General features: G+C 65.1%; 15 protein-coding genes. 11 read left to right on the forward strand and 4 right to left on the reverse strand.

Annotated features, from left to right (window positions below; genetic code table 11):
- The first annotated feature begins 22 nt into the window (after positions 1 to 22).
- Positions 23 to 1135, forward strand: a complete 1113-nt coding sequence (gene mnmA, locus M0765_RS10770; protein ID WP_258503620.1) for a tRNA 2-thiouridine(34) synthase MnmA — start codon at positions 23 to 25, stop codon at positions 1133 to 1135.
- A 30-nt stretch (positions 1136 to 1165) separates the two neighbouring features.
- Here mnmA and M0765_RS10775 read toward each other — a convergent pair whose 3' ends face one another.
- The 3 genes from M0765_RS10775 to M0765_RS10785 form a co-directional block, all read right to left on the reverse strand.
- Entirely contained in the window at positions 1166 to 1645 is a 480-nt protein-coding gene (locus M0765_RS10775; protein ID WP_258503621.1) for an NUDIX hydrolase, read from the reverse strand.
- Between the two features lie 13 nt (positions 1646 to 1658).
- Positions 1659 to 2096: a DUF4019 domain-containing protein gene (locus tag M0765_RS10780; protein WP_258503622.1), complete on the reverse strand. Its 438-nt coding sequence runs from the start codon at positions 2094 to 2096 to the stop codon at positions 1659 to 1661.
- A 124-nt stretch (positions 2097 to 2220) separates the two neighbouring features.
- Complete coding sequence (locus M0765_RS10785; protein ID WP_258503624.1) at positions 2221 to 2934, reverse strand: response regulator transcription factor; 714 nt, start codon at positions 2932 to 2934, stop codon at positions 2221 to 2223.
- Between the two features lie 447 nt (positions 2935 to 3381).
- Between M0765_RS10785 and M0765_RS10790 the strand changes: the two genes are divergently transcribed.
- The 10 genes from M0765_RS10790 to M0765_RS10835 all read left to right on the forward strand — a co-directional run bounded on the left by M0765_RS10790 (position 3382) and on the right by M0765_RS10835 (position 14572).
- On the forward strand, positions 3382 to 4512 hold the full coding sequence (locus M0765_RS10790) for a Re/Si-specific NAD(P)(+) transhydrogenase subunit alpha (RefSeq protein ID WP_258503626.1): 1131 nt from the start codon (positions 3382 to 3384) through the stop codon (positions 4510 to 4512).
- Between the two features lie 35 nt (positions 4513 to 4547).
- Complete coding sequence (locus tag M0765_RS10795) at positions 4548 to 4877, forward strand: NAD(P) transhydrogenase subunit alpha (protein WP_126748827.1); 330 nt, start codon at positions 4548 to 4550, stop codon at positions 4875 to 4877.
- On the forward strand, positions 4874 to 6298 hold the full coding sequence (locus tag M0765_RS10800) for an NAD(P)(+) transhydrogenase (Re/Si-specific) subunit beta (RefSeq protein ID WP_258503628.1): 1425 nt from the start codon (positions 4874 to 4876) through the stop codon (positions 6296 to 6298). The genes M0765_RS10795 and M0765_RS10800 overlap by 4 nt, the downstream gene beginning before the upstream one ends.
- Positions 6299 to 6401: 103 nt before the next feature.
- Positions 6402 to 8081 carry a long-chain-fatty-acid--CoA ligase gene (locus M0765_RS10805; RefSeq protein ID WP_258503630.1) on the forward strand — a complete coding sequence of 560 codons (1680 nt, stop codon included), beginning with the start codon at positions 6402 to 6404 and terminating at the stop codon, positions 8079 to 8081.
- Positions 8082 to 8131: 50 nt separating this feature from the next.
- The gene (locus tag M0765_RS10810) at positions 8132 to 9136 is read left to right on the forward strand and encodes an ABC transporter permease subunit (protein ID WP_126748824.1); all 1005 of its coding nucleotides are present in this window, start codon (positions 8132 to 8134) and stop codon (positions 9134 to 9136) included.
- An 8-nt stretch (positions 9137 to 9144) separates the two neighbouring features.
- Positions 9145 to 10050 (forward strand): ABC transporter permease subunit, encoded by a 906-nt coding sequence (locus M0765_RS10815; RefSeq protein ID WP_258503631.1) that lies wholly within the window; start codon positions 9145 to 9147, stop codon positions 10048 to 10050.
- Positions 10047 to 11078 carry an ABC transporter ATP-binding protein gene (locus M0765_RS10820; protein ID WP_258503633.1) on the forward strand — a complete coding sequence of 344 codons (1032 nt, stop codon included), beginning with the start codon at positions 10047 to 10049 and terminating at the stop codon, positions 11076 to 11078. Before M0765_RS10815 ends, M0765_RS10820 begins: the two co-directional genes overlap by 4 nt.
- Entirely contained in the window at positions 11075 to 12118 is a 1044-nt protein-coding gene (locus tag M0765_RS10825; RefSeq protein ID WP_337296504.1) for a peptide ABC transporter ATP-binding protein, read from the forward strand. The genes M0765_RS10820 and M0765_RS10825 overlap by 4 nt, the downstream gene beginning before the upstream one ends.
- Before the next feature lie 30 nt (positions 12119 to 12148).
- Positions 12149 to 13783, forward strand: coding sequence for an ABC transporter substrate-binding protein (locus M0765_RS10830; RefSeq protein WP_258503635.1), 1635 nt, complete (start codon positions 12149 to 12151; stop codon positions 13781 to 13783).
- Positions 13784 to 13786: 3 nt separating this feature from the next.
- On the forward strand, positions 13787 to 14572 hold the full coding sequence (locus M0765_RS10835) for a 5'-methylthioadenosine/adenosylhomocysteine nucleosidase (protein ID WP_258503636.1): 786 nt from the start codon (positions 13787 to 13789) through the stop codon (positions 14570 to 14572).
- Here the strand turns inward: M0765_RS10835 and corA are convergent.
- A complete protein-coding gene (gene corA / locus M0765_RS10840; RefSeq protein WP_258503637.1) occupies positions 14565 to 15551 on the reverse strand; it encodes a magnesium/cobalt transporter CorA in 987 nt (328 codons plus the stop codon). The genes M0765_RS10835 and corA overlap by 8 nt on opposite strands.
- Positions 15552 to 15581: the final 30 nt, after the last annotated feature.

Below are 15581 nucleotides of genomic sequence, written 5' to 3' on the forward strand. Positions count from 1 at the left end.
GGGCTGGGACAATGGCGGGCTTATGGAAAAGCAACGGATCGTGGTGGGACTGAGCGGCGGAGTCGATTCCGCCGTGACGGCGCACCTGCTCAAGAAGCAGGGGCACGAGGTGGTCGGCATCTTCATGAAGAACTGGGAAGACGACGATGACAGCGAATACTGCTCGTCGAACATCGACTTCGTAGACGCCGCCAGCGTGGCCGACGTGCTGGGCATCGAGATCGAGCACGTCAATTTCGCTGCCGACTACAAGGACCGCGTCTTCGCCGAGTTCCTGCGCGAATACAAGGCCGGCCGCACGCCCAACCCCGACGTGCTGTGCAATGCCGAAATCAAGTTCAAGGCCTTTCTCGACCATGCGATGCGCCTGGGCGCCGAGAAGATCGCCACCGGCCACTACGCGCGCGTGCGGCTGAACGAGGCCACGGGCAAGCACGAACTGCTCAAGGGGCTCGATCCGGCCAAGGACCAGAGCTACTTTTTGCATCGGCTCAACCAGGCGCAGCTGTCGAAAACGCTGTTCCCCGTGGGCGAACTGCACAAGACCGAAGTGCGCCGCATTGCGGAAGAGATCGGCCTGCCCAACGCGAAGAAGAAGGATTCGACCGGTATCTGCTTCATCGGCGAGCGGCCGTTCCGCGAGTTCCTGAACCGCTACATCTCCAAGGAGCCGGGGCCGATCAAGGACGACCGCGGACGCAAGCTCGGAGAGCACCAGGGCCTGAGCTTCTACACGCTGGGCCAGCGGCAGGGGCTCGGCATCGGCGGCGTCAAGGACAAGGGGGCGCAGCGCGGATCGGGCGACCACTCGCCGTGGTTCGTGGCGCGCAAGGACGTCGAGAAGAACACGTTGTGGGTGGTGCAGGGCCATGACCATCCCTGGCTGCTGTCTTCCGCGCTCACGGCGGGCGATGCGAGCTGGGTTTCCGGCGAGGCGCCCGCGCCGGGCAGCTATGGCTCGAAGGCGCGCTACCGCCAGGCCGATGCGGCCTGCGACATGGCCAGGGTGGAGGATGCCGGTAGCGAGGCGGCCTTCAGCCTGCGCTTCGGCGAACCGCAGTGGGCCGTCACGCCCGGCCAATCGGCCGTGCTCTACGATGGCGAGCGCTGCCTCGGGGGCGGCGTCATCGTCTGATTCGCCTGCCGCAGTGCGCAGCGCCGTTTGTCAGCGCACCGATTCGTCGACGTGGATCAGATCGAGCGGATACCGCTTGCCGGCCAGATAGTCTTCGACGCACTGCAAGAGCAGCGGGCTGCGGTGGCGCGGCACGCTGGCGCGGATTTCATCCGCGCTCATCCACACGGTGCGGACAATGCCTTCGTCCAGCGGCCGGCCGGCTTCTTCCGCACCGAGCCTCCCGGCAAAGGCAAAGCGCATGTAGGTCACGTCTTCCTTGCTGCCGGTGCGGTGGCTCGAGCGCGCCATGTAGATGCCGATCAGCGCGGTGGGCGTGAAGGCGTGAGCGGTTTCTTCCAGCGTTTCGCGGGCGCAGCCTTCGACGGGCGACTCGCCGGGGTCGAGGTGCCCGGCCGGCGTGTTGAGCCGGAGCCCTTGGGCCGTCTGTTCCTCGACCAGCAGAAAGCGGCCGTTCTGCTCGATCACCGCGGCCACGGTGACATTGGGTTTCCAGCGCGGAGTCGTCATTGCAATGGTTTTTTTAGCGCAGCACGTAGCTGCTGAAGCGCCAGATGCGATCGCGATCCAGGTGAAAGCTCACGAGTTCGCGCACGGTGCCATCCGGCTTGTTGCTGAAACGGGTCTCGTACTCGATGCTGACATATTGGCCGGCCGTGTCGGTGTCCGGGTCGGCCACGGCCTGCCGGTTGACTGCGACCCAGGTTCGCTGCAAAGGCGCACCGAGCGGCGAACGGCTCTTGGAAAGCTTGGCTACAAAGTCGGTGCGGGTCACGCGTTTTCGGGTGGCCTGGGTGGCGCCGGACCAGAGTTCCTCGGCCTTGCCCTGGTCGATCATCTGGATGGCCTGCATGCCGCCCTGCACCATGTCGCTGGCCTCCACGTCCTGCGCAGCCGCGGTACCGACGAGAAGGCTCCAAAGCACTGCAGCGGTCAGCAGCAGCCGGGTTGTGGGGTGCATTGGCTTCATTTCTGGTACGGCGGTGGAATGAAGCGGTTGGAGACAGTATCCCGGCGGAGATTCCCCGCCGGTTAGATCCGACGCTACCCGCACCGCCGATACGGCACGGCAAACCGTTGGCGGCCTACCGGGCGAGACTGCTGGAACGGGTGTTCGGCTCGACGGTTTCCAGCCGATAGCCCATGCCGTAGATGGCCAGCAGCAGGAATCCGCTCGACGGGCGCAAGGCCAGCTTGGTTCGCAGGCGCGAGATATGGGTGTCGAGCGAACGCGAGAGCGCTTCCACGCCAAGTCCCCACACCGCCTCGTGCAGGTATTCGCGCGACAGCAGGCGGCCCAGGTTCTGGAACAGGAACAGGGCCAGTTCGTACTCGCGGTTCTTCAGGTCGACCTGCACGCCCTTGACCTTGAGGATGCGCGAGGGCGGATAGAAGTGATAGTCGCCGAACACCAGTTCGGCTTCGTGCTGGGCGGGGTACGAGCGGCGCAGCAGGGCGTTGACGCGGGCTTCGAGTTCCCTGGCGCGGTCGGGGTTGGCCATGAAGTCGTCGGCGCCGGCATTGAGCCCTTCGACCACGTCGGGGTCGTCGCGTTGGGCATTGACGAAAAGAATAGGCAGGCGGCTCTTGAGCTCGTTGCGCACGGCCTTCACCACGTCGATGCCCCGGATGTCGGGCAGCCCCCAATCGAGGATCAGCAGATCGAAGGTTTGCCGGCGCAGGGCCTGCAGCAGTGTTCGTCCTTCGGTGTAGGGGTGGCATTCGTGCCCGAACCCCGCCATTGCCTGGTTGATCAGTTGAAGCTGATCAGGCTCGTGATCAAGTACTGCAATACGCATTCCATCCCCTTCTGCCGACCATGCCAGCCTCTGAGTGCTGTCGAGAAAGAAGTGTATCTATCTGCGTCTGGGGTAATAAAGGTTGCGTCCAATTAATGCACGTTATTGGACTCTTTCCCAGCAAACTGGAAGCAGTTGAGAACAATTGAAAACATATCGGGGCTTTGAGTGGCTGGCCGCGCCTTTCGCTTTGCCGTGCGGGCCGCAGGCGATTGGGCAGGCGCGAGACCTGCCCAAAAAAACAGCAGTGCCGTCACGCCGACGAGCGGCGCAAACGGGCGGCGAGGTTTCCAGAGCGCGGCGCCGCTAGCATTTATGTAGCTACAAACGCAATGATCACGGTCATCAAGAGCCAATAGATACTGCGATTCAGGCGACAGTGATGGCCGTAATCTTGCTGTAAGCTCTGCCCGCGTTCCGTGTTGCCCTTGCCCTGAGGAGATCTCTATGCTGATAGGCGTGCCTGCCGAAACGACGGCCGGCGAAACCCGTGTGGCCGTTACACCCGAGACGGTGAAGAAACTTGTCACTGCGGGGCACACCATTCGCGTGCAGTCCGGAGCCGGCGTTGCAGCCAGCGTCACCGATGCCGCCTACATTGCGGCCGGCGCTGAAATCACCGACCTGGCGGGCGCCTTCGGGGCCGACATGGTGCTCAAGGTGCGCTCGCCCAACGACGCCGAAGCCGCGCTGATGAAGCCGGGCACCGTCGTCATCGGCATGCTGAACCCCTTCGACGCCGCGGGCCTGCAGCGGCTGGCCACGGCCGGGCTCACCGCCTTTGCGCTCGAGGCCGCGCCGCGCACCACCCGGGCCCAGAGCATGGACGTGCTCAGCTCGCAGGCCAACATTGCGGGCTACAAGGCCGTGATCATGGCGGCCGACAAATACCAGCGCTTCTTCCCCATGCTGATGACCGCCGCCGGCACCGTGAAGGCGGCGCGCGTGGTCATCCTGGGCGTCGGCGTGGCGGGCCTGCAGGCGATTGCCACCGCCAAGCGCCTGGGCGCGGTCATCGAGGCTTCCGACGTGCGCCCGAGCGTGAAGGAGCAGATCGAATCGCTCGGCGGCAAGTTCATCGAGGTGTCCTACGACACCGACGAAGAGAAGGAAGCCGCGGTGGGCGTCGGCGGCTATGCCAAGCCCATGCCCGCGAGCTGGCTCGCGCGCCAGCAGGTCGAGGTGGCCAAGCGCGTGGCGTTGGCCGACATCGTCATCAGCACCGCGCTCATTCCCGGGCGCGCGGCACCCACGCTCATCACCGAGGACATGGTCAAGTCCATGAAGCCGGGCTCGGTGATCGTCGACATCGCCGCCGGCAAGGGGCCGGACGGCGTGGGCGGCAACTGCCCGCTGTCGGAGGCCGACCGCACGGTGGTGAAGCACGGCGTGACCATCGTGGGCGAAACCAATCTTCCCGCGCTGGTGGCGGCCGATGCGTCGGCGCTCTATGCGCGCAACGTGCTGGACTTCCTCAAGCTCATCGTCACCAAGGAGGGCGCGCTCAAGATCGACCTCGAGGACGACATCGTCGCCGCCTGCCGCGTTGCGCACGACGGCCAGGTCACGAAGAAGTAAGCGGCCCCCCAGCGTTCGAACGAGGAGAAGAACCCATGGACATCGTTTCCCACACAGTCATCAACCTGATCATCTTCGTGCTGGCCATCTACGTGGGCTACCACGTGGTGTGGACGGTGACGCCCGCGCTGCACACGCCGCTCATGGCGGTGACCAACGCGATCTCGGCCATCGTGATCGTGGGCGCCATGCTCGCGGCGGCGCTCACCGAAACCGGCCTGGGCAAGACCATGGGCGTGCTGGCGGTGGCGCTTGCCGCGGTGAACGTCTTCGGCGGCTTCCTCGTCACGCGGCGCATGCTCGAGATGTTCAAGAAGAAAGAAAAGAAGGCCGCACCCAAGGCTGAAGAGGGAGTCGCCAAGTGAGCATGAATCTCGTCACGCTGCTGTACCTCGTTGCCAGCATCTGCTTCATCCAGGCCCTGAAGGGCCTCTCCCATCCCACCACCTCCATCCGCGGCAACATCTTCGGCATGACCGGCATGGCCATTGCCGTGCTGACGACCGGTGCGCTCATCTACAAGCTGGCGGGCGGCAATCTCACCGGCCTGGGCTACGTGCTGGTTGCGCTGGTGCTGGGCGGCGGCCTGGGTGCCTACATGGCCAACAAGGTCGAGATGACCAAGATGCCCGAGCTGGTCGCCTTCATGCACAGCATGATCGGCCTGGCCGCGGTGTTCATCGCGGTGGCGGCCGTGGCCGAGCCCTACGCCTTCAACATCACGCCCAAGGGCGAGATGATTCCCGCGGGCAACCGGCTCGAGCTGTTCCTGGGCGCGGCCATCGGCGCCATCACCTTCAGCGGCTCGGTCATCGCCTTCGGCAAGCTGTCGGGCAAGTACAAGTTCCGCCTGTTCCAGGGCGCGCCGGTGCAGTTTGCCGGCCAGCACATGCTGAACCTGGTGCTCGGCGTGGCCACCATCGGCCTGGGCCTGGTGTTCATGTTCACCGAAAGCTGGCCCGCCTTCTTCGCGATGCTGGCGCTGGCCTTCGTGATGGGCGTGCTCATCATCATTCCGATCGGCGGCGCCGACATGCCGGTGGTGGTGTCCATGCTCAACAGCTACTCGGGCTGGGCGGCGGCGGGCATCGGCTTCAGCCTGAACAACGCGATGCTGATCGTGGCCGGTTCGCTGGTGGGCTCTTCGGGCGCGATCCTGAGCTACATCATGTGCAAGGCCATGAACCGCTCGTTCTTCAACGTGATCCTGGGCGGCTTCGGCGGCGACGCGGCTGCGGCCACGGGCGGCGCGAAGGAGCAGCGGCCGGTCAAGAGCGGCAGCGCCGACGACGCGGCTTTTGTGCTGGGCAATGCCGAGACGGTGGTCATCGTGCCGGGCTACGGCCTGGCGGTGGCACGCGCGCAGCATGCGGTGAAGGAGCTGGCGCAAAAGCTCACCGAGAAGGGCATTACCGTGAAGTACGCCATTCACCCGGTGGCGGGCCGCATGCCGGGCCACATGAACGTGCTGCTGGCCGAGGCCGAAGTGCCTTACGACCAGGTGTTCGAGATGGAAGACATCAACGGCGAATTCGGCCAGGCCGACGTGGCCATCATCCTGGGCGCCAACGACGTGGTGAACCCCGCCGCGCACACCAAGGGCAGCCCGATCTACGGCATGCCCATTCTCGAAGCCTACAAGGCCAAGACGGTGATCGTGAACAAGCGCTCCATGGCGGCGGGCTATGCCGGCCTGGACAACGAGCTCTTCTACATGGACAAGACGATGATGGTCTTTGGCGATGCGAAAAAAGTAGTGGAAGATATGGGCAAGGCCATCGAATAGGCCAAAGGTTCCGCGCCCGCGCAGTGCGGGCCAGATCATCGCGGCGCCATCAAGTGCGCCGTTTTCGTTTTTCAAATACTCGATTTTTGGAGGAGACACATCCATGACCGATCGTCCCTGGCTGGGCAGCTACCCGCAAGGCGTGCCTGCCGATATCGATCCTTCCCAGTACCCGTCGCTGGTGGCGCTCATGGAAGAGAGCTTTGCCAAGTACGCCGACCGCACGGCCTACAGCTTCATGGGCAAGGACGTGAGCTACGGGGAGACCGACAAGCTCAGCAGGGCCTTCGCGGCCTACCTGCAAGGCCTGGCGCTGGCCAAGGGCGACCGCGTCGCGGTCATGATGCCCAACTGCCCGCAGTACCCGATTGCGGTGGCGGCCATCCTGCGCGCCGGCCTCATCCTGGTGAACGTGAACCCGCTGTACACGCCGCGCGAACTCGAGCACCAGCTCAAGGATTCGGGTGCCAAGGCGATCGTCATCATGGAAAACTTCGGCACCACGCTGCAGCAGTGCATCGCGGCCACGCCCATCAAGCACATCGTGCTGGCGGCCATGGGCGACCGGCTCGGGTTTCTGAAGGGCGCGCTCGTCAACTACGTGGTGCGCAACGTCAAGAAGCTGGTGCCCCAGTTCAGCTTGCCGGGCGCGGTGCGCTTCAACGATGCGCTCGACCAGGGCGCGAGCCGCACGCTTCAGGTGCCGGTCATCGGCCCCGACGACGTCGCCGTGCTGCAGTACACCGGCGGCACCACGGGCGTGTCGAAGGGCGCGGTGCTGTTGCACCGCAACGTGATCGCGAACGTGCTGCAGTCCGAGGCCTGGAACGAGCCGGCCATGGCGCAGGTGCCGGCCGGCGAGCAGCCCACCGGCGTCTGCGCGCTGCCGCTGTATCACATCTTCGCCTTTACGGTGGGCATGATGCTGAGCATGCGCACGGGCGGCAAGCTCATCCTTATTCCCAACCCGCGCGACCTGGCGGGGGTGCTCAAGGAACTCTCCAAGCACACGATCCACACCTTCCCGGCCGTCAACACGCTGTTCAACGGGCTGGCCAACCATCCTGACTTCAACACCGTCAACTGGAAGAACCTCAAGGTCTCGGTCGGCGGCGGCATGGCGGTGCAAGCCGCGGTGGCGAAGCTCTGGCTCGAGAAAACCGGCTGCCCCATCTGCGAGGGCTACGGCCTTTCGGAAACCTCGCCATCGGCCACCTGCAACCCGACTGACAGCAAGGCCTACACCGGCACCATCGGCCTGCCGCTACCGAGCACCTCGCTCAAGCTGCTCGACGACGAGGGCCGCGAAGTGCCGCCGGGCCAGCCGGGCGAAATCGCGATCAAGGGCCCGCAGGTGATGGCCGGCTATTGGCAGCGGCCCGACGAAACCGCCAAGGTCATGACGGCCGACGGCTACTTCAAGACCGGCGACATCGGCATGGTCGACGAGCGCGGCTACTTCAAGGTGGTCGATCGCAAGAAGGACATGATCCTGGTGTCGGGCTTCAACGTGTACCCGAACGAGGTCGAAGACGTGGTGGCGCAGATTCCGGGCGTGCTCGAATGCGCTGCCGTCGGCATCGTCGACGAGAAGACCGGCGAGGCCGTCAAGCTCGTGATCGTCAAGAAGGACCCTTCGCTGACCGAAGCGCAGGTTCGCGAATACTGCAAAGCAAACCTAACGGGTTACAAGCAGCCGAGGATCGTGGAGTTCCGCACCGACATGCCGAAGACGCCTGTAGGAAAGATCCTGCGGCGCGAGTTGCGCGACGCCAAAAAGTAAGGGTTCGGCCCGGGTAGGGCGGCGGCATCGATCTTGCATATTGCGGGTCGATGCTTCGCTTCCTACTCACGCGCGTGAGCTTGCTGGTGCCGACCTTCATCGGCATGACGCTGCTTGCCTTCTTTCTCATCCGGCTGGTGCCGGGCGACCCCATTGAAACCATGGCCGGCGAGCGCGGGATCGACCCCGCACGCCACGCCCAGCTGCGCACGGCTTACGGCTTCGACGAGCCGGTGATCGTGCAATACGGCATCTACATCGGCCGTGTGCTGCAGGGCGACCTCGGCAAATCGCTCATCACGCAGGAATCGGTGATGAGCGAGTTCCTGGCGCTGTTCCCGGCCACGATGGAACTCGGCGTGTGCGCAATTGCCTTCGCGCTGCTGCTGGGGCTTCCGGCCGGCATTCTTGCGGCGGTGCGGCGCAACTCCATCTTCGACCACGGCGTGATGGCCACGTCGCTCACCGGCTATTCGATGCCGATCTTCTGGTGGGGGCTGCTGCTGATCCTGTTCTTCTCGGTGCAGCTGGGGTGGACGCCCGTTTCAGGCCGCATCTCGGTGCAGTATTTCGTCGAGCCGCAGACCGGCTTTCTTCTGATCGATGCGCTGCGTGCCGGCGAGACCGATGCCTTCTGGTCCGCGCTGCATCACCTGATTCTTCCGGCCATCGTGCTCGGCACCGTGCCGCTCGCGGTCATTGCGCGCATGACGCGGTCGGCCATGCTCGAGGTGCTTGGCGAAGACTACATTCGCACTGCGCGCGCCAAGGGCCTTTCGCGGTTTCGGGTGGTGGGGCTGCACGCGCTGCGCAATGCGCTGATCCCGGTGGTCACTGTCATCGGCCTGCAGGTGGGCGTGCTCTTTACGGGGGCGATTCTCACCGAGACCATCTTCTCCTGGCCCGGCGTCGGCAAGTGGCTCATCGAGGCCATCGGGCGGCGCGACTATCCGGTGCTGCAGGGCGGCATGCTGCTGCTCGGCGGCATCGTGATGCTGATCAACCTGCTGGTCGACGTGACCTATGGCGTCATCAATCCACGCATCCGGCACTGACTGATCCCATGGCAACGACACACGCAGTTTCAAGCAGTGCAGGGGGCTCGGCACCCCCCGGCCCCTGGCGCGAGTTCTGGACGGCCTTCTCGGCCAACCGCGGCGCGGTGATCGGCCTTGCCACCATCGTCCTGCTGTTGTTCGTCGCGCTGTTTGCGCCGTGGATCGCGCCGCATGCGCCCAACGAGACCAACAGCGCCGTCTTCCTGCTGCCGCCGGCATGGCAGCAGGGCGGCTCCGTGAGCTATCTGCTGGGCACCGACGCCATCGGGCGCGACATTCTTTCGCGGCTGATGTACGGCGCACGCCTCTCGCTGTCCATTGGCGTCGCGGTGGTGGCGCTGTCGGTGGTCGTCGGCGTGGTGCTCGGGCTGGTCGCGGGCTTCTTTCGCGGCGTGCTGGAGATCGCGATCATGCGGATGATGGACATCGTGCTCACGATGCCCAGCCTGCTGATGGCCATCGTGATCGTCGCGATTCTCGGGCCGGGGCTGATCAATGCCATGGTCGCGGTGGCCATCGTCGTGCTGCCGCATTACGTGCGTATCACGCGCGCGGCGGTCATTGCCGAGATCTCGCGCGACTATGTGACCGCCGCGCGCGTGAGCGGCGCCGGCACGCTGCGGCTGATGTTCCGCGAAGTGCTGCCCAACTGCGCGGCGCCGCTGATCGTGCAGGCTTCGCTCGGCATCTCCACCGCCATCCTCGACGCGGCGGCGCTGGGCTTCATCGGCCTCGGCGCGCAGCCGCCTTCGCCCGAATGGGGAACGATGCTGGCCGACGCGCGCGAGTTCGTGCTGCGCGCCTGGTGGGTCGTCACCTTTCCGGGCCTGGCGATTCTTGCGGCCGTGCTGGCCTTCAACCTGCTCGGCGACGGCCTGCGCGACGCGCTCGACCCGAAGCTCAAGAGATGAACATGCTCCTGGACATCAAGGACCTGCACGTCGAATTTCCCACCCAGGGCGGCGTGCTGCACGCGGTCGACGGCGTGAGCCTTTCGCTCGAGGAAGGCGAGGTGCTCGGCATCGTCGGCGAATCGGGCTCGGGCAAGAGCGTGACGATGATGGCGCTGATGGGCCTCGTCGGCTTTCCGGGTCGCGTGCGCGCGGACCACATGCGCTTTGCGGGCAAGGAGTTGCTCGGCATTTCCGACAAGGCGCGCCGCACGCTGGTCGGCAAAGAGGTCGCGATGATCTTCCAGGAGCCGACCACCAGTCTCAACCCCTGCTTCACCATCGGCTTCCAGCTCATGGAAACGCTGCGGCTGCACCTGCATCTGGACAAGCGCACCGCAAGGAAGCGCGCAACCGAGTTGCTCGAGCAGGTCGGCATACCCGCCGCCTCGTCGCGCCTGGGCAGCTATCCGCACCAGCTTTCGGGCGGCATGAACCAGCGCGTGATGATTGCGATGGCCATTGCCTGCAACCCCCGCCTCTTGATTGCCGACGAGCCGACCACCGCGCTCGACGTGACCATCCAGGCGCAGATCCTGGACCTGCTGCGCGAGCTGCAGAAAGAGCGCGGCATGGCGCTGGTGCTCATCACGCACAACATGGGCGTGGTCAGCGAAATGGCGCAGCGCATTGCGGTGATGTATGCGGGCCAGGTCATGGAGCAGCAGCGCGTGGATCGCCTCTTCGCAAATCCGCAGCACCCCTACACCGAGGCCCTGCTGGCCGCGCTGCCCGAACGCGCCGTGCCCGAGGGACGGCTGGCCACCATCGCGGGCGTGGTGCCGGGCGTGCACGACCGTCCGGAGGGCTGCCTCTTTGCGCCGCGCTGCAGCTACGTGACAACCAAGGCCTGCAACGTGCGGCCGGCGCTGCGTGCGGCGCCATCGCAGCCAGGCGCGCAGGTGCGCTGCCACTTTCCGCTCGGCGAGCCGGGGCGCATGGCGGCCATCGAGGCGGACCGGCCCAAGGTGGTGGAGGCATTGTCGTGAGCGCGCTGCCGGGCGACGTCGTCGTGGAAGCGCGCAACCTGCAGCGCACCTATGACGTGCGTCGCGGCCTGTTCCGCCCGCCGGCGCAGTTGCGCGCCGTCGGCGATATTTCCTTTCGCATCGAGCGCGGGCGCACGCTCGCCGTGGTCGGCGAATCGGGCTGCGGCAAGTCCACGCTCGCGCGCATGGTCGCGCTGATCGAAAAGCCGACGGCTGGGCAGCTCACGCTGGTCGGTCATGACGCGGTGAGCCCCCAGCCCGACCAGCGGCGCGAACTGCGGCAGGCCGTGCAGCTGGTGTTCCAGAACCCCTATGGGTCGCTCAATCCGCGCAAGAAGATATCGACCGTGCTGGAGGACCCGCTCGCCATCAACACGAGCCTTGGCAAGCCCGAGCGCGCCGCCAAGGCGCGCGACATGCTGGCGCGTGTGGGCCTGCGGCCCGAATACGCGAACCGCTATCCCCACATGTTCTCCGGCGGACAGCGCCAGCGCATTGCCATTGCACGCGCGCTCATGCTGGAGCCGCGCCTCTTGGTGGCCGACGAGCCGGTGTCGGCGCTCGACGTGTCGATCCAGGCGCAGGTGCTGAACCTGCTGGCCGACCTGCAGGCCGAGCTCGGCCTGGCCTATCTCTTTATCTCGCACGACCTCGGCGTGGTGCGGCACATTGCGCACGATGTGCTGGTGATGTACCTCGGCCATGCGGTGGAGCAGGGCCCCAAGGCGCGCATCTTCGCGCGGCCGCTGCACCCTTACACGCAGGCGCTGCTTGCTTCCACGCCGGGCTTGAGCAGCCAGCGCATCGTGCTCAAGGGCGAGCTGCCTTCACCGCTCAACCCGCCCACGGGCTGCGTCTTCAGCACCCGCTGCCCGCATGTGACGCAGCGCTGCCGCGAGGAGCGGCCCTTGCTGCGCGCGCTCGACGAGCGGCTGGTGGCCTGCCACTACGCCGAGAAGTTTCTCGACGGCTCGCCCCCGGTTCGCGCCGATGTGCCGTTGTCTCCGCCGTTCGCCGCGCCCGTGGCGACGAATCTCTAGTTCTCTTCCACCGTGCCTGAAGGAGTTCCCATGAAGACCCAGCCATTCGTTTCGCGCCATTCGCGAAAGCTCGCCGCGCTGCTCGCGCCGACGGCACTCGCCGTGCTCACCCTGGCCGGCGGAGCCGTGTCCGCCAAGACGCTCGTCTATTGTTCGGAGGGCAGCCCCGAGAACTTCTATCCGGGCGTGAACACCACCGGCACCTCGTTCGACGTGACCACGCAGGTCTACAACACCATCGTCGAATTCGAACGCGGCGGCACCAGGGTCGTGCCCGGCCTGGCCGAAAAATGGGACATCTCTGCCGACGGCACGCAGTACACCTTTCACCTGCGCAAGGGCGTGAAGTGGCACAGCACCAGCAAGAGCTTCAAGCCGACGCGCGACTTCAACGCCGACGACTTCATCTTCATGCTCGAGCGGCAGTGGAAGGAGAGCGACCCGTTCTTCAAGGTCACGAGCCAGAACCACTCGTACTTCAACGACATGGGCATGCCCAAGCTGCTGAAGTCGGTTGATCGCATCGACGAGTACACGGTGAAGATCGTGCTCAACAAGGCCGAGGCGCCGTTCCTTGCCAACCTTGCAATGCAGTACGCGGGCATCCAGTCGAAGGAATACGCCATTGCCATGCTGAAGGCGGGCACGCCCGAGAAGGTCGACCAGGACCCGATCGGCACCGGCCCGTTCTACCTGGTGCAGTACCAGAAGGATGCGGTCATCCGCTTCAAGGCCTTTCCGCAGTATTGGGGCGGCAAGGCCAAGATCGACGACCTAGTGTTCGCGATCACGCCCGATGCCTCGGTGCGCTGGGCCAAGCTGCAGAAGGGCGAGTGCCACGTGATGCCCTACCCGAACCCGGCCGACCTGGACGCCATCCGCAAGGACCCGAACGTGCAGTTGCTCGAGCAGCCGGGCCTCAACGTGGGCTACCTGTCGTACAACACCACGAAGAAGCCCTTCGACGATGTGCGCGTGCGCAAGGCCATCAACATGGCCATCAACAAGAAGGCCATCATCGACGGCGTGTACCTGTCGACGGGCGTGGCCGCGAAGAACCCGATTCCGCCGACCATGTGGTCCTACAACGACGCGACCAAGGACGACGGGTATGACCCTGAAGCCGCCAAGAAACTGCTGGCGCAAGCCGGCCTGGCCGATGGCTTCAGCACCGACCTCTGGGCCATGCCGGTGCAGCGCCCCTACAACCCGAATGCGAAGCGCATCGCCGAGCTGATGCAGGCCGACCTTGCCAAGATCGGCGTCAAGGCCGAGATCAAGAGCTTCGAATGGGGCGAGTACCGCAAGCGCCTGCAGGCCGGCGAGCACCAGATGGGCATGCTGGGCTGGACCGGCGACAACGGCGACCCGGACAACTTCCTCTACACGCTGCTGGGTTGCGCCTCGGCGCAATCGGCGAGCGGCAGCAACATCTCCAAGTTCTGCTACCAGCCGTACGAAGACCTCGTGCTGAAGGCCAAGACCGCAACCAAGCAGGCCGACCGCGATGCGCTCTACAAGAAGGCGCAAGTCATCTTCAAGGAGCAGGCACCATGGTTCACCATTGCGCATGCGGTGCAGCTGAAGCCGGTGCGCAAGGAAGTGGTCGACTTCAAGCTCAGCCCGTTTGGCCGCCACACCTTCTACGGCGTGGACATCAAGTAGCCGATGAGCGCACCCGTTGCCATCGTCGCAGCCATGCATGAGGAGCTGAGCGCGCTCCTTGCGCAGATGCCCGACGAGCAGCGCGTGCGCGCGGCGGGGCGCGACTTCTGGATCGGCCATTTGCACGGCCAGCCGGTGGTTGCGGTGCTGTCGCGCATCGGCAAGGTGGCCGCGGCGATCACGGCCACGGTGCTGCTCGAACGCTTCGGCGTGCGGGCCATCGTGTTCACGGGCGTTGCCGGCGGGCTTGCGCCCGGCGTGAACGTGGGCGACGTGGTGGTCGCGTCGGAACTGCTGCAGCACGACCTCGATGCCTCGCCGATCTTTCCGAAGTACGAAGTGCCGCTCATGGGCATGGCGCGCTTCACGGCCGATGCGGCCATTGCCGATGCGCTTTCTGTCGTGGCAACGCAGGTGCTGAGCGATCCGGCTGCATTGATCGGCCAGCAGGCGCTCGACGAGTTCGGCATTGAAGCGCCCAGGGTGCATCGCGGCTTGCTGGTGAGCGGTGACCGCTTCGTATCGACCACGGCCGAAAGCGAAGCATTGCGAAGGGATCTTCCCGATGCACTGGCGGTGGAAATGGAAGGCGCCGCGATGGCGCAGGTGTGCCACGACTACGGCGTGCCGTTCGCGGCCATGCGCACCATCTCCGATCGCGCCGACGACGCGGCGCATGGCGACTTCGCACGCTTCGTTGTCGAAGTGGCGAGCCGCTACAGCCTTGCGCTGGTCGGCGCGTGGTTGGCCGCGCTGCCGCTTTCGGGCGAAACCTCTGCTGCTACTTGAGCCAGCCGCGCCGGCGGAAGTACCACATGGGCACCAGCGCGCTTGCCGCCATCAGCGCCAGCGCATACGGATAGCCCAGCGACCAGTCGAGCTCGGGCATGAACTTGAAGTTCATGCCGTAGATGCTCGCGATCAGCGTGGGCGGCAGCAGCGCCACGCTGGCCACCGAGAAGATCTTGATGGTCTTGTTCTGGTTGATGTTGATGAAGCCGACGGTCGCATCCATCAGGAAGTTGATCTTGTCGAACAGGAAGGCCGTGTGGTTGTCCAGCGACTCGATGTCGCGCAGGATCTGCCGCGCCTCCTCGAACTGCTCGGCATTGAGCATGCGGCTGCGCATCATGAAGCTCACCGCGCGGCGCGTGTCCATCACGTTGCGGCGGATGCGGCCGTTCAAGTCTTCCTGCCGCGCAATGGCGCCCAGCACCTCGCCGGCCAGTTCGTCGCTCACGTTGCCTTCGAGCACCTTCTTGCCGGCAATCTCCAGCTCGTCGTAGATGTTCTCGAGCGTGTCGGCCGAGTATTCGGCGTCGGCGTCGAACAGCTTGAGCAGCACTTCCTTCGCGTCTTCGATCAGCCCCGGCGCGCGGCGCGCACGCATGCGCAGCAGGCGGAACACCGGCACGTCTTCGTCGTGAATCGAGAACAGCACGCCGCGGCTGCGAAGCTCGGTGTTGTGCTGGTTCAGGATGAACGCAACGCGCACCGAGCGCGGGTCTTCGTCGTCGTCGATCAGAAAGTCGGAGCGGATGTGCAGCTCGCCGTTGTCTTCTTCATAGAAGCGCGCCGATTCCTCGATGTCCTCGTCCATCGCGTCTTCGGGGATCGAGAGGCCGTAGTACTGCTTGATCCAGCGCTTTTCCTCGAGCGTGGGCGATTCGAGGTCGACCCAGATCGGCTGGAACTTGGAAAGCTCCTCCAGAGACTCGATCTCTTCCTGAACGAGGCGACCGTTGGCGAGCGTAAATATATTGAGCATGGGCTCACTCCCGTGAAATGACTGAGGCGA

This window comes from Variovorax sp. S12S4 (genome assembly GCF_023195515.1).
GTDB lineage: Bacteria > Pseudomonadota > Gammaproteobacteria > Burkholderiales > Burkholderiaceae_C > Variovorax.

What these genes read in the sequence shown, in the direction of transcription:
- mnmA (WP_258503620.1), top strand. Translation starts at nt 23, where the DNA reads ATGGAAAAGCAACGGATCGTGGTGGGACTGAGCGGCGGAGTCGATTCC.
- M0765_RS10775 (WP_258503621.1), bottom strand. Translation starts at nt 1,645, where the DNA reads ATGACGACTCCGCGCTGGAAACCCAATGTCACCGTGGCCGCGGTGATC.
- M0765_RS10780 (WP_258503622.1), bottom strand. Translation starts at nt 2,096, where the DNA reads ATGCACCCCACAACCCGGCTGCTGCTGACCGCTGCAGTGCTTTGGAGC.
- M0765_RS10785 (WP_258503624.1), bottom strand. Translation starts at nt 2,934, where the DNA reads ATGCGTATTGCAGTACTTGATCACGAGCCTGATCAGCTTCAACTGATC.
- M0765_RS10790 (WP_258503626.1), top strand. Translation starts at nt 3,382, where the DNA reads ATGCTGATAGGCGTGCCTGCCGAAACGACGGCCGGCGAAACCCGTGTG.
- M0765_RS10795 (WP_126748827.1), top strand. Translation starts at nt 4,548, where the DNA reads ATGGACATCGTTTCCCACACAGTCATCAACCTGATCATCTTCGTGCTG.
- M0765_RS10805 (WP_258503630.1), top strand. Translation starts at nt 6,402, where the DNA reads ATGACCGATCGTCCCTGGCTGGGCAGCTACCCGCAAGGCGTGCCTGCC.
- M0765_RS10810 (WP_126748824.1), top strand. Translation starts at nt 8,132, where the DNA reads ATGCTTCGCTTCCTACTCACGCGCGTGAGCTTGCTGGTGCCGACCTTC.
- M0765_RS10815 (WP_258503631.1), top strand. Translation starts at nt 9,145, where the DNA reads ATGGCAACGACACACGCAGTTTCAAGCAGTGCAGGGGGCTCGGCACCC.
- M0765_RS10820 (WP_258503633.1), top strand. Translation starts at nt 10,047, where the DNA reads ATGAACATGCTCCTGGACATCAAGGACCTGCACGTCGAATTTCCCACC.
- M0765_RS10830 (WP_258503635.1), top strand. Translation starts at nt 12,149, where the DNA reads ATGAAGACCCAGCCATTCGTTTCGCGCCATTCGCGAAAGCTCGCCGCG.
- M0765_RS10835 (WP_258503636.1), top strand. Translation starts at nt 13,787, where the DNA reads ATGAGCGCACCCGTTGCCATCGTCGCAGCCATGCATGAGGAGCTGAGC.
- corA (WP_258503637.1), bottom strand. Translation starts at nt 15,551, where the DNA reads ATGCTCAATATATTTACGCTCGCCAACGGTCGCCTCGTTCAGGAAGAG.